The 12,187-nt window shown below is 59.7% G+C and carries 13 protein-coding genes; 10 read left to right on the forward strand and 3 right to left on the reverse strand.

Annotated elements, in window-relative coordinates:
- The 9 genes from QZ326_RS07635 to malQ all read left to right on the forward strand — a co-directional run.
- Positions 1-621 (forward strand): argininosuccinate lyase (locus tag QZ326_RS07635; protein WP_295743438.1); only part of this gene is annotated, 621 nt, incomplete at its 5' end.
- Positions 622-897: 276 nt separating this feature from the next.
- The gene (locus QZ326_RS07640; RefSeq protein ID WP_295743441.1) at positions 898-1,068 is read left to right on the forward strand and encodes a hypothetical protein; all 171 of its coding nucleotides are present in this window, start codon (positions 898-900) and stop codon (positions 1,066-1,068) included.
- Positions 1,069-1,087: 19 nt separating this feature from the next.
- Positions 1,088-2,029: an N-acetyl-gamma-glutamyl-phosphate reductase gene (gene argC, locus QZ326_RS07645; protein WP_295743444.1), complete on the forward strand. Its 942-nt coding sequence runs from the start codon at positions 1,088-1,090 to the stop codon at positions 2,027-2,029.
- Between the two features lie 246 nt (positions 2,030-2,275).
- On the forward strand, positions 2,276-3,502 hold the full coding sequence (argJ, locus tag QZ326_RS07650; protein WP_295743447.1) for a bifunctional glutamate N-acetyltransferase/amino-acid acetyltransferase ArgJ: 1,227 nt from the start codon (positions 2,276-2,278) through the stop codon (positions 3,500-3,502).
- Positions 3,503-3,518: 16 nt separating this feature from the next.
- Positions 3,519-3,821, forward strand: a complete 303-nt coding sequence (locus QZ326_RS07655; protein ID WP_295743450.1) for a hypothetical protein — start codon at positions 3,519-3,521, stop codon at positions 3,819-3,821.
- A gap of 52 nt (positions 3,822-3,873) precedes the next feature.
- Positions 3,874-4,734, forward strand: a complete 861-nt coding sequence (argB, locus tag QZ326_RS07660) for an acetylglutamate kinase (RefSeq protein WP_295743453.1) — start codon at positions 3,874-3,876, stop codon at positions 4,732-4,734.
- 2 nt (positions 4,735-4,736) lie between these two features.
- Positions 4,737-5,915: an aspartate aminotransferase family protein gene (locus QZ326_RS07665; RefSeq protein ID WP_295743456.1), complete on the forward strand. Its 1,179-nt coding sequence runs from the start codon at positions 4,737-4,739 to the stop codon at positions 5,913-5,915.
- Positions 5,916-6,099: 184 nt separating this feature from the next.
- Entirely contained in the window at positions 6,100-7,083 is a 984-nt protein-coding gene (gene argF, locus QZ326_RS07670; protein WP_295743459.1) for an ornithine carbamoyltransferase, read from the forward strand.
- Positions 7,084-7,837: 754 nt separating this feature from the next.
- The gene (gene malQ / locus QZ326_RS07675; protein ID WP_295743461.1) at positions 7,838-9,310 is read left to right on the forward strand and encodes a 4-alpha-glucanotransferase; all 1,473 of its coding nucleotides are present in this window, start codon (positions 7,838-7,840) and stop codon (positions 9,308-9,310) included.
- A 260-nt stretch (positions 9,311-9,570) separates the two neighbouring features.
- Here the strand turns inward: malQ and QZ326_RS07680 are convergent, their stop codons facing one another.
- The 3 genes from QZ326_RS07680 to QZ326_RS07690 all read right to left on the reverse strand — a co-directional run bounded on the left by QZ326_RS07680 (position 9,571) and on the right by QZ326_RS07690 (position 11,427).
- Complete coding sequence (locus QZ326_RS07680; protein ID WP_295743464.1) at positions 9,571-9,981, reverse strand: hypothetical protein; 411 nt, start codon at positions 9,979-9,981, stop codon at positions 9,571-9,573.
- A gap of 538 nt (positions 9,982-10,519) precedes the next feature.
- The gene (locus tag QZ326_RS07685) at positions 10,520-10,933 is read right to left on the reverse strand and encodes an EamA family transporter (protein ID WP_295743467.1); all 414 of its coding nucleotides are present in this window, start codon (positions 10,931-10,933) and stop codon (positions 10,520-10,522) included.
- A 62-nt stretch (positions 10,934-10,995) separates the two neighbouring features.
- On the reverse strand, positions 10,996-11,427 hold the full coding sequence (locus QZ326_RS07690; protein WP_295743470.1) for a GNAT family N-acetyltransferase: 432 nt from the start codon (positions 11,425-11,427) through the stop codon (positions 10,996-10,998).
- Positions 11,428-11,839: 412 nt separating this feature from the next.
- On the opposite strand from QZ326_RS07690, the gene QZ326_RS07695 reads away from it, so the two are divergent.
- Positions 11,840-12,016 carry a hypothetical protein gene (locus QZ326_RS07695; RefSeq protein ID WP_295743472.1) on the forward strand — a complete coding sequence of 59 codons (177 nt, stop codon included), beginning with the start codon at positions 11,840-11,842 and terminating at the stop codon, positions 12,014-12,016.
- The last annotated feature ends 171 nt before the right edge of the window (positions 12,017-12,187 follow it).

Raw genomic sequence — 12,187 nt, forward strand, 5'->3', positions numbered from 1 at the left:
ATCCTCTGGTGCAGCTGGGAGTTCAAGTTCATCGAGCTGGACGACGCCTACGCCACCGGCTCCAGCATCATGCCCCAGAAGAAGAATCCGGACGTGGCGGAGCTGGTCCGGGGCAAGACGGGCCGGGTGTACGGCGATCTGATGGGCCTTTTGACCGTCATGAAGGGCCTGCCTCTGGCCTATAATAAGGACATGCAGGAGGACAAGGAACCGGTGTTTGACGCACTGGACACAGTGGAGATGTGTATCCCTGTGTTCGCGGCCATGCTGGACACCATGACCGTCCGGACGGACAACATGCGCGCCGCGGCGGGGAAGGGCTTCATCAATGCCACGGACTGCGCCGACTATCTCACCAAGAAGGGGATGCCTTTCCGGGATGCCTACACGGCAACGGGCCGTCTGGTGGCGGAGTGTACCGCCAAGGGGAAGACGCTGGAGGAGCTGACCCTTGCGGAGCTGAAAGAGGTCTCAAACCTCTTCGGGACAGATGTCTACGAGGCGCTGAAGCTGGAGAACTGCATGGCCCTGCGGGGCAGCTGCGGCGGTCCGGCGGTCAGCGAGACACGGCGGCAGATTGAGGCGGTTGAGGCGTTTGTACAGAGCAGAGAGAAGGAATAGGAGACTGTGAAATCCACAAGTCCCGGTCTGTTTCTCGGCCTGCTTCTCTTGGACAGCTGCGGCAGCCGGATTCCGGACGGTATCCCGGAACCCGGCGGGCCCGCCGGACCCTGCCCTGCCAGGGGGTTATGCCTGAAACGGCGGCAACGCCGGTTTGACCTTTCTTCTATCACCAAATGCGAAAGTTTTGAACGCAGGAGAGATTCAGCTGCCTGCAGGCGGATACAACCAGATGCAGTATGTGTCGGCACAGTTTCTCAAGGGCAGGACGCCCGGGTGGACATCAGCGGACAGACGCCCGTGCCGGAGATATGCGCACTGGAGGTTCTGGAGCAGGCGGCGGATATTCTGCTGGAATTTCTGAAGAGCGGAAAACTGTCGCCGCGGACCCGGCAGGCAGTGTGCGGAGAGGAGCGTTTTGGGCTCCCCTGGGACGAGATTGACTAAATCAAATGGGAGGCCGCTTATGAGCAGACCGAGAGTGTATATTGACGGCAGGGAGGGCACCACGGGCCTCCAGATTTGCGACCGCCTGTCCGCCCGGGAGGACGTCGAGCTTCTGCTGATCGAAGAGGAAAAGCGGAAGGACAACGCCGAGCGGGCGAGGCTGATGAATGCGGCGGATATCGTGTTTCTGTGCCTGCCGGACGCCGCCGCCGTGGAGGCAGTGGAGCTGGTGGCAAATCCCAACACCCGGATCATCGACTGCTCCACCGCCCACCGGGTGGCCCCGGGCTGGGTGTACGGATTCCCGGAGCTCACCGGCCAGCGGGAGAAGATTGCGGGCGCCAAACGGGTGGCCAACCCGGGGTGCTACGCCACCGGCTTTTTGGCCCTGGTCCGGCCGCTGGTGGAGCGGGGGGTGCTTCCCGCCGGTGCCAGGGTGACCTGCCACGCGCTCTCCGGCTACACCGGTGCGGGGAAAAAGGCCATTGCTCAGTACACCGCCCCGGACCGGGAGCCGGAGCTGGACGGCCCCCGGCACTACGCCGTCTCCCTCACCCACAAGCACCTGCCGGAGATGGCCGCGGTGGCCGGGCTGGACAGCCCGCCGCTGTTCACCCCCATGATCTGTGATTATCCCCAGGGCATGGTGGTCACGGTTCCCCTGTGGCTGGACCAGCTGAACGGGGAGCAGTCCATCGCCGCGCTGCGAAAGCTGTACGCCGGCTACTACGGCGGAGGCCCTGTGGTGGAGCTGCGCCCCGCCGGTGCCCCCGCCTGCGGCTTCATTGGCTCCAACAATCTGGCGGGGAAGGACACCCTCCAGATCTTTGTCAACGGCGGCGGTCAGGCGGCGATGCTCTCCGCCCGCCTGGACAACCTGGGCAAGGGCGCCTCCGGCGCGGCGGTGCAGAATATGAACCTGATGCTGGGTTTTGAAGAGACTGCCGGGTTAAACCTGTAAAAGTTTTTGTCCACCTTTTTCAAAAGTGGCGGGGTGCAGGGGCAGAGCCCCTGCCGTCTCGGGCGATGCGAAGCGAGCCTGTTTCCAAGAGCGGAGATAGCCGGCGCGGTGAAACGAAATGATTGGGCTTCGCCCAAACCCGCCAGGGCTTTGCCCTGGACCCACCGCCCTTTGAAAAGGGCGGCCCCAAACTTTATTCTTTTCACCTGCCAGGGCGATAACAACAAACAGCGAGGTATCAAAACTATGCTGAACTTTATCGACGGCGGCGTGTGCGCCGCCCAGGGCTTCCGGGCCGCCGGCGTCCATGTGGGCGTCAAGACCCACGCCGCCTGGAAGAAGGACGTGGCCCTCATCGTCTCTGATACGGACTGCGCCGCGGCGGCGGTGTTTACGAAAAACGTGGTGAAGGCCGCCCCCATCCACGTGGATCTGGCCCACCTCAAAGACGGGCGGGCCCGGGCCGTCATCGCCAACAGCGGCAACGCCAATGCCTGCGCCCCCCACGGGGAGGAGTACGCGGAGCGCATGTGCGCCGCGGCCGCCAAGGCCATCGGCTGCGCGGCGGAGGACGTGCTGGTGAGCTCCACTGGCGTCATCGGCCAGACTATTAACATCCAGGTGATCGAGGAGGGTGTCCCGGCGCTGTACGGGTCCCTGGAGGCATCCCCCGCGGCCAGCGACGCTGCGGCCCACGCCATCATGACCACCGATACGGAGAAAAAGGAGGCGGCGGTGGAGACCGTTGTGGGCGGAAAGACCGTCCGCCTGGGCGGCATTGCCAAGGGCAGCGGCATGATCCACCCCAATATGGGCACCATGCTCTGCTTCCTCACCACCGACTGCGCCATCTCCTCCCAGATGATCAAAACCGCCCTGCTGGAGACGGTGAACGTCAGCTTTAACCGCATCAGCGTGGACGGCGACACCTCCACCAACGACAGCTGTATCGTCCTGGCCAACGGCCTGGCGGGCAACGTCGAGATCACGAAGAAGGGGCCGGACTACGGGGCCTTCCTCACGGCACTGCGGACGCTGTGCGTGGAACTGGCGAAAAAGATGGCCTCCGACGGCGAGGGGGCCAAGCACCTGATTACCTGCTCCGTCGCCGGCGCGAAGAGTGAGGCCTCGGCGGAGATCATTGCCAAGTCCGTCATCTCCTCGACATTGACCAAGGCCGCCATTTTTGGCGCGGACGCCAACTGGGGCCGGGTGCTGTGCGCCATGGGTTACTCCGGGGAGGACTTTGACCCGGACAAGGTGGATGTCCATTTTGCCAGCGCCGCTGGAGACATTGCGGTGTGCGAACAGGGCCGCGGCCTGGATTTTGACGAGGAGCTGGCCAAGACGGTCCTGCAAGAGCACGACGTGGAGATTCTGATCTCCATGGGCGAGGGCGGGGGGGCCTGCACCTGCTGGGGCTGTGACATCACTTACGACTATATCAAGATCAACGGGGACTACAGGACATAAGGGGAGGACTTTCTCTATGTTGGTCATTTTCTCTTTCATGTGTGCCATTGTGTGCTTCCGAGCCGCTGAGTGGTGTCTGAACAAGCGGCGGAGGGCTTTGCAAATCGCACTTTGGCTGCTGCTGACCGCGATGGCCATGGGGATCGTCTATGGACTCCTGCGCCTGACGGGAGCTGTCCTGTTTCCCGGCGACAACACATACTCTGTCAATTTCTTTGACGCCTCCTGGCGGGACGACGGTGCCCGGGTCCTTCTGGCCTGCGGCGCACCCTTCGTGGCGATCTCCGCCGCCCCGGTCCGCGGCGGAAAGAGCGGATAGCGGTGTTCCGGCCTCCCCGTTTCCCCATCCTTAAAGAAAAGAGCTGATTGACATGTCCTCCCACGAACAGCAGGCCCAGACCCTCATTGAGGCCCTGCCCTATATCCAGAAATTCACCGGCAAGACCGTGGTGGTGAAGTACGGCGGAAACGCCATGGTCTCCGACACCCTGCGCCGCTCCGTCATGAGCGACATCGTTCTTTTAAACCTGGTGGGCATCCGGGTGGTGGCGGTCCACGGCGGCGGCCCGGAGATCTCTGCCATGCTGAAGATGATCGGCCATGAGTCCCGGTTTGTGGACGGCCTTCGCTATACCGACGCCACCACTATGGACGTGGTCCAGGCCATTCTCTGCGGCAAGGTCAACAAGGACCTGGTCTCCCAGCTCAGCCGCCTGGGCGGCCAGGCCATCGGATTGTGCGGCATGGACGGCGGGCTTTTCCAGGCGGTGCAGCTGGACGAGAAATACGGCCTGGTGGGCAGGATCACCGGCGTAAATCCCGCCCCGGTGGAAAACGCCCTGGCCAGCGGCTACATCCCCATCGTGGCCACTGTGGCCCAGGGGACGGACAGCGACACCGTCTACAACGTCAACGCCGATACCGCCGCGGCAAAGCTGGCGGAGGCCCTCCACGCGGAAAAGCTCATCCTGCTCACCGATGTCCGGGGCCTGTTGCGGGACCCCAAGGACGAGGAGACCTTGATCCACGTGGTTCGCACCGGCGAGGTGCCGGAGCTCATCAAGACAGGCGTTGTCTCCGGGGGGATGATCCCCAAGATGGAGTGCTGCGTGGACGCCATCCACGGCGGCGTGGAGCGGGTGCATATTCTGGACGGGCGTATTCCCCACTCCATTCTTATCGAGCTGCTCAGTGACCGGGGCATCGGCACCATGCTGAAAAGGGAGGAATGACCATGACTTCTCAGGAGATCAAGAACCTGACCCATCAATATATCATGAACACCTACGGCCGCTTTCCGGTGGCCGTCGACCACGGCGAGGGCGCGCGGCTCTACGACCCGGAGGGCCGGGAGTACATCGACTTTACCAGCGGCATCGGCGTCACGGACCTGGGCTATGGCTTCCAGCCCTGGGCGGACGCCGTGGCGGCCCAGGCCAAGAGGCTCAATCACGTGTCCAACCTCTTCTACACCGAGCCCGCTGCCCGCTTGGCGGAGATTCTCTGCAAGCGCACCGGGGAGAGCTGCGTCTTTTTCGCCAACGGCGGCGGCGAGGCCAACGAGGGCCTTATCAAGCTGGCCCGGAAGTACAGCTTTGACAGGTACGGCCAGGGGAGGAGCACCATCATCACGCTGAAAAACTCCTTCCACGGCCGCACCGTCACCACCCTGAAAGCCACGGGGCAGGACGTGTTCCACAACTATTTCTTCCCCTTTACCGAGGGGTTCCGGTATGCCGCTGCCAACGACCTGGCCGCCTTGGAGGAGGCCGCCGGGGACGATGTGTGCGCCGTCATGGTGGAGCTGGTCCAGGGCGAGGGCGGCGTGCTGCCCCTGGAGCAGGATTATGTGAAGGCCCTTTCAGAGCTCTGCGCCGAAAAGGACTGGCTGCTGCTGGCGGACGAGGTCCAGACCGGCGTGGGCCGCACGGGCACCCTCTTCGCGTTCCAGCAGTACGGCATTCTGCCGGACGCGGTGTCCTTTGCCAAGGGCATCGCCGGGGGACTGCCCATGAGCGGCGTTCTGGCCAATGAGAAGTGCCGGGACGTGCTGGGTCCCGGCACCCACGCCACCACTTTCGGCGCCAACCCCGTCTGCGCCGCCGCGGGCCTGGTGGTGCAGGAGACCCTGAGCGACGCCTTTTTGGAGGAGGTCAAATCCAAGGGCGCGTACCTCCGTGCGGGCATTGAATCGCTGAATCTGCCCTGCTTCGGCAAGACCCGGGGCCTGGGATTGATGATCGGCATTGAGGTCAAGGACGGTTTTACAAACAAGGACATCGCAAACCGCCTCATTGAGAGCGGGCTCCTGGTCCTCACCGCCGGAGCGGGCATGCGTCTGCTGCCGCCGCTGGTCATCACAAAAGAGGAGATGGACCGGGGGCTGGAGATCATGAGAAAGACGCTGTCTTAAAAAACGTTTTTCTCTCAGCCGCCCGCCTGGGGCAGCATTGGCATTTAGCATTTACAATAACAATAACATTAGCATTAGCATTTACATTAGCATTAGCGGGAAAATCCTGGTGGATTTTCGGTGGAATTGCACGCCCTCGTGCATCACGGGGCGCCGCCGCTTTGCAGGAAAGGACGTAACGCCTATGGAAAACCACACCCATTTTTTAAAGCTTCTGGACTTTACCCCCGCGGAAATTCAGCAGTTTCTGGACACTGCCGCCGATTTGAAAGCCAAGAAGAAGGCGGGGATTCCCCACCGGTACTTAGAGGGCAAAAACGTGGCTTTGATCTTTGAGAAGACCTCCACCCGCACCCGCTGCGCCTTTGAGGTGGCGGCCCGGGACCTGGGTATGGGTTCCACCTATCTGGGGCCCACCGGCTCCCAGATCGGCGTGAAAGAGTCCATCGCCGACACCGCCCGGGTGCTGGGGAGGATGTACGACGGCATTGAGTACCGGGGCTTTGGGCAGGCATTGGTGGAGGAATTGGCCTCCTATGCCGGGGTGCCGGTGTTCAACGGCCTCACCAATGAGTTCCATCCCACTCAGATTCTGGCGGACTTCCTCACCATCCGGGAGCACTTCGGGAAGCTGAAGGGCGTAAAGCTGGTGTATCTGGGAGACGCCCGGTTCAATATGGGCAACAGTCTGATGGTGGGCTGCGCCAAGATGGGGATGCACTTCGTGGCCTGCGCGCCCAAGGCGTATATGCCGGACCCCGCCCTGGTGGAGACCTGTCAGGCCGTCGCCAAGGAGACCGGCGCGGCGCTGGAGTTCATTGAAGACCCCATGGAGGCCACGAAAGACGCGGACGTGCTGTACACCGACGTGTGGGTTTCCATGGGCGAGCCCGTGGAGGTCTGGCAGGAGCGCATTGAGGCCCTGGGGCCCTACCAGGTGACAAAGGTCCTGATGGACAACGCCGGTCCCCAGTGCCGCTTTATGCACTGCCTGCCCGCCTATCATGACCACAAGACCAAGGTGGGCCGGGAGATGGGAGAGAAGTTCGGACGCAGCGCCATGGAGGTCACAGACGAGGTCTTCGAGTCCCCGGCCTCCATCGTCTTTGACGAGGCGGAGAACCGGATGCACACCATCAAGGCGGTTATGTACGAGCTGATGAAGTGAATAAAAAGCCGCCTCCGGCGCTGCCGGAGGCGGTGGGGATATTCCACAAAGCAGGACGGCCGGGTCAAAACCCTGCCGCTCCTGTTTTGCACTTTCAGCCTGTCAGGAATGTTCCCGCCCGCTGCAAATATGGGAACCCATGTCAAACCAGGTGATCAGCTCGCCGCATGCAGGGCATCTGTGCTGTTCAATCTTCTCGCAGAGCCATTGAGAGATGCCGGCTTCTCCCATGCGCAGAGAACCGGGGATAACAGAGGCATGATTGCAGATGCCGTTGATGATTGGCCTTGTGCTGAATTCTCTCAACTTTTCACAGGGAAAATCCCGGCACTCGCAGCAGCGGTGAACACTGTGACGCACAGCGCAGTCCAGAAATCCATGATCAGTGCAATTTTGACATCCCTTGCGGACGTAGTCGGAAAGGCAGCCGTGACATTCCTCGGGAAAGGGCGGACAGGCTCCGCAAAACAGGCCGCATATTGAGGCGCAGGCCTCATCTGGAATCCGCTTCATAGTTTGCACCGCTCCAATCAGAATGAATTGGTTCGTATCAGACGAAAGTATAGTATAATTATGCGAATCAGTCAAACAGCAGGGGAAATGCCTGGAGCCGGAAGATCCGGCGGCTGATATCCCTTTTGGCCTGTTGTCAAAAATCCTGGTCAAGGGCGTTTCTCCCAAAATCGGCTTGACAGCCGCCGGTCTCCCTCCTAAAATAGAATAGCAATTTAACCAGACAAGAGGAGAGGATTTCATGGAACGTTCCGCCGGTATTTTGCTGCCGATTTTTTCTCTGCCGGGCCGCTATGGCGCCGGCGTCCTGGGGGCGGAGGCCCGGGCCTTTGTGGATTTCCTCCGCGATGCCGGACAGAAGTGGTGGCAGATTCTGCCCCTGGGTCCCACCGGGGCGGGCAACTCCCCTTATACCAGCGAGTCTACCTTCGCGGGCAATCCCCTGCTGATCGACCTGGAGCATCTGGCGGCGGAGGGCCTGCTGGATCAGGCCGATTTGGAGTCCGCCCAGGTGCCGCCTTCGTCGGGGATTGACTATGGAGAGCTGTACCGGCTGCGGGAGCCGCTGCTGCGCAAGGCCTTTCAGCGGGCCAGGGGCAGGGGGGACGAGAAGACCAGGGCCTTTTCGGCGAAAAATCCCTGGCTGGCGGAGTACGTGCTGTACCGTGCCGCCAAGATACACTATGAAAACGCGGCCTGGTTTGACTGGCCGGACGAGGGGTTGCGCCGTCACGAGCCGGAGGCGCTGGACCGCTGGCGGCAGGAGCTGGCGGAGGACGTGGCCTTCCGCACCTATGTGCAGTACTGGTTCTTCACCCAGTGGGCGGAGCTGAAGGACTACGCCAACGAAAACGGCGTGAAGATCATCGGCGATATGCCCATCTACGTCTCTTTGGACTCCGCCGACGTGTGGTCGGAGCGGAAGGAGTTTCTGCTGGACCAGGAGGGCAGGCCCTCCAAGGTGGCGGGGGTGCCGCCGGATTACTTCTCGGAGGAGGGCCAGCTCTGGGGCAATCCCCTGTACAACTGGCCGGCTATGAAGCAGGACGGCTTTGGCTGGTGGATCCGCCGGGTGGAGGGGGCCAGCAGACTCTTCGACGCCATCCGCATCGACCATTTCCGGGGGCTGGAGAGCTACTGGGCGGTTCCCTCGGAGTCGGATACCGCGAAAGTGGGGACCTGGGAAAAAGGTCCCGGCATGGACCTTTTGCGGGTGCTCACCAGCTGGTTCCCGCAGACCACGTATATCGCTGAGGACCTGGGCATCCTGACTGATGCCGTTCACCAGCTGCGGGAGGAGGCGGGCCTGCCGGGAATGAAGGTGCTGCAATTTGCCTTCTCCGGCCCGGACAATGCGTATCTTCCCCATCACTACAAGCCCGGCTGCATCTGTTATACCGGTACTCACGACAACGACACCGCCGTGGGCTGGTACACTCACGCCTCCGAGGAGGAGAGGGCTTTTGTGGAGACGTACCTGGGGGCTTCCGACGCAGAGAGCGCCCGGCGGGCCCTGCTGCGGTGCGGACAGGGCAGCGTGGCGGAGCTGTTTGTGGCCCAGATGCAGGACTACCTGGGTCTTGGCAGTGAGGCGCGCCTCAACGTCCCCGGTGTGGCGGAGGGCAACTGGTGCTGGCGGCTGCTGCCCGGGCAGGCCACGGAGGCGCTGGCAGAGGAGATCCACGCCATGACGGCGGCCTTCAGCCGGTGCTGAATTTGAAAAACAAAAGGCGGCGGAGCGCTCAAACGGAGCTCCGCCGTCTTTTCGTATGGACTTATACTAATTCTTAATAAAACGATGCAATTGTTTTATTGGGCCGCAGAATGCGGCCTGGCGGCGCAGCCACCAAGAATGTTGTCAATACTTTTCTTGGAACGCCGCCATAAAAAGATTTTTAAATCTTTTTATCAAGAGAGCATTTGTCAAGGGGGATTTCACCCAAAAGATGAAATCCCCCGATAAACAGAAAATCATTAAGTTACGTCCAGGTAATATTCTGTTACGACATCGCCATTTATAGAGAGAATCAACCAATTATCATCCACGAAATCAACTCCCAGGTAATAGACAAGCGTAGAATCCGGCGGGAAGTATTGCTTGCTAATTTTGAACGACGTTTGCTCGTTGCTATCTTCTTCCCCTAATAATTGAATAACATCAGATTCACTCATGCCAATAAGTTGGTATGAGTCTAACATATCGTTAACGATTTTATAGCGATCTCCCTTGCTTGCATCCCATTTAGATTTTGAAAATGTATGTTGGTACTTAATTACACACAATGCGAATACGACAATAAGCAACAAGCAGGTGAGAACCGCAAAAATAATTTGATTGTTTCTTTTGGCACGCCGGGCAGCTTTACGATGTTCATTCTCAGTCATGGATTACTCCTTTCGTTATGTACCTTTTGCCTTGTATGGCCGAGTCCCGATTTGCTGAATCAATACCAATAAAGTATACCACCAACGCAAGCGGCTTTCAACTCTCATTATGGGCGTTGATAGTAATAGCAAGCAATGCCCCGGTATATACCCGGCGCAGCTTGTTGGGGGCTGATGGCCCCCAAGCCCCCAGTGCATCGGCGCAGCTCCGCTCGATGCACAAGCCGCCGGTGGCGTCTGCTGACCTGTCCATACTGGGCAGGGATGGGACGCCCGGCGGGCCGCCCCTCGGAGAGCGCACGACTGCCGCAGGCAGTACCACCGCCCGCTTGCGGGTGGTGAGTAAGTGCGCTCTTCGAGAGGGGCGACAAAGAGAACGGAGCGCCCAGGCCAAGCCCAGACGCTCCCGCTTCGGTTCCCTCCTGCTGGTCGATCACCGCCCCTCTGGCCTGCAACATTCTGCCACAAATGAGCCGCCAGCCAATGTGTATTTGAGTGGTGAAATCACCCTTTACACAATACATCCCAAGAAACAGTATTACAAAACCATCAGCAGCGTCCCCGCGCCGATGAGGACGCAGCCCACCAGGGACTTGACTGTAAATTTCTCGTGGAGAAAGACGAAGGCCAGCACCAGCGTGATGACCACGCTGAGCTTGTCAACGGGCACCACCTTGGAGGCCTCGCCGATCTGGAGCGCTTTGTAATAGCACAGCCAGGAGGCTCCGGTGGCCAGGCCCGAGAGGATCAGGAACAGCCAGCTCCTCCGGCTGATGTCCGCGATGCCGCCCTGGGTGTGGGTGACAAGCACCATGCCCCAGGCCATGACCAGCACCACGGCGGTGCGGATAGCGGTGGCCAGATTGGAGGACACGCCCTCAATGCCCACCTTTGCCAGAATGGAGGTCAGGGCGGCGAAAACCGCCGACAAAAGCGCCAGAATGAACCACATATCAACGCTTCCCTTCCAAAGACGTTTTCAAATGCCGGATGCCGCAGGGGGAGAGTCCGGCGTCACAGGGGCTTCTCCATGGCCACATGGGGCACCGGAGCGCACTCCATAATAAAAACCTCGCTGGTGGTCTCATAGCCGCGGCGGGTGTAAAAGGGCTGAGCGGTCACCCGGGCGTCCAAATACATCTTTTTTCCGCCCTGCTCCGCAGCCATGGCCTCCAGGCGGTCCAGAAGTTCTCCGCCGATGCCGCTGCCCTGGAGGTCAAAGTCCACGCACAGATACTCCACCTTGTGGACGCCCTTGTGGCTCATGACGCCCATGCCCAGCAGCTGTCCGCCGTCAAAGGCGCCGATGATGGCGGATTCCCTTTCGCAGCTGAAATCCTCCTTGTGGATATCCAGTCCCAGGGGGATGCGCATGACCCGGTTCCGCAGCTCCAGGGTTTCCAGATACTCCGCCGAGCCGTATTCGATGGGTTCGATGTGCCGCATATGCAGGCCTCCTGTCAATAAATGGGTTGATAAGATTATATCACGCCGGAGATGGCATGGCAAGGCGATTAGCAGGGCAAAATTTCAGATTCCGGGCCCCGCTTGCGGGCGCTCCGGAAATTGCCCTGAGGGGATGATGCTGTGCCCCACAGGGCACACCTTGGTGATGCAAGTGTTAGAAGCAAGCACAAGCGGCCCAACAAACGAACGTCACATGGGCGGCACAGTCTGCATTGTTAACTTCGACATATTTAAAAACCGCCACAGAGACAGCCGCCCAGAAAATGCGCCGCATTATCTTAAAAGAATCCAAAAAAGTTTTGGAAAGCGCCAAATAATCGTTGAAAACAGCCGAATTCTATGGTATAATCTATACACAAAATTCGGCTGTCACTTTAAGGAGGCTGTAGTTATGTGGCAGTACGATAAAGTTACAAATACATTCGTTCCCGGCATCCTCCCCGCTGGCGGCTCCCAAATCAATGTTTGCTATACCCGGCTTTCGCAAGAGAACGAGTTGGACGTTGACAGCGGTTCCATTCTCAACCAAGAGAGCATTTGTCAAGGGGGATTTCACCCAAAAAGATGAAATCCCCCCGACAAACTGGAAGTTGTCTTATACATCATATGTTAGAGTTACTGTTGCTTTCTAAATGTAATCACAAATGCCCCTCTAATCTGCATTGATGTCGCCATGTAATCGTATGTCACAAGTTCCCATCCATCAGCAGCCCTTTCATTGATTAACTGGTCTAATACT

The sequence above is a fragment of the uncultured Oscillibacter sp. genome (assembly GCF_910587525.1).
Classification (GTDB): Bacteria; Bacillota; Clostridia; order Oscillospirales; family Oscillospiraceae; genus Oscillibacter.

Bases quoted from the DNA above. Each gene is read 5' to 3' on its own strand.
- argJ (WP_295743447.1), top strand. From the start codon at position 2,276: ATGCTGAACTTTATCGACGGCGGCGTGTGCGCCGCCCAGGGCTTCCGG.
- QZ326_RS07695 (WP_295743472.1), top strand. From the start codon at position 11,840: ATGTGGCAGTACGATAAAGTTACAAATACATTCGTTCCCGGCATCCTC.
- malQ (WP_295743461.1), top strand. From the start codon at position 7,838: ATGGAACGTTCCGCCGGTATTTTGCTGCCGATTTTTTCTCTGCCGGGC.
- argF (WP_295743459.1), top strand. From the start codon at position 6,100: ATGGAAAACCACACCCATTTTTTAAAGCTTCTGGACTTTACCCCCGCG.
- QZ326_RS07685 (WP_295743467.1), bottom strand. From the start codon at position 10,933: ATGTGGTTCATTCTGGCGCTTTTGTCGGCGGTTTTCGCCGCCCTGACC.
- QZ326_RS07655 (WP_295743450.1), top strand. From the start codon at position 3,519: ATGTTGGTCATTTTCTCTTTCATGTGTGCCATTGTGTGCTTCCGAGCC.
- argB (WP_295743453.1), top strand. From the start codon at position 3,874: ATGTCCTCCCACGAACAGCAGGCCCAGACCCTCATTGAGGCCCTGCCC.
- QZ326_RS07665 (WP_295743456.1), top strand. From the start codon at position 4,737: ATGACTTCTCAGGAGATCAAGAACCTGACCCATCAATATATCATGAAC.
- QZ326_RS07690 (WP_295743470.1), bottom strand. From the start codon at position 11,427: ATGCGGCACATCGAACCCATCGAATACGGCTCGGCGGAGTATCTGGAA.
- QZ326_RS07680 (WP_295743464.1), bottom strand. From the start codon at position 9,981: ATGACTGAGAATGAACATCGTAAAGCTGCCCGGCGTGCCAAAAGAAAC.
- argC (WP_295743444.1), top strand. From the start codon at position 1,088: ATGAGCAGACCGAGAGTGTATATTGACGGCAGGGAGGGCACCACGGGC.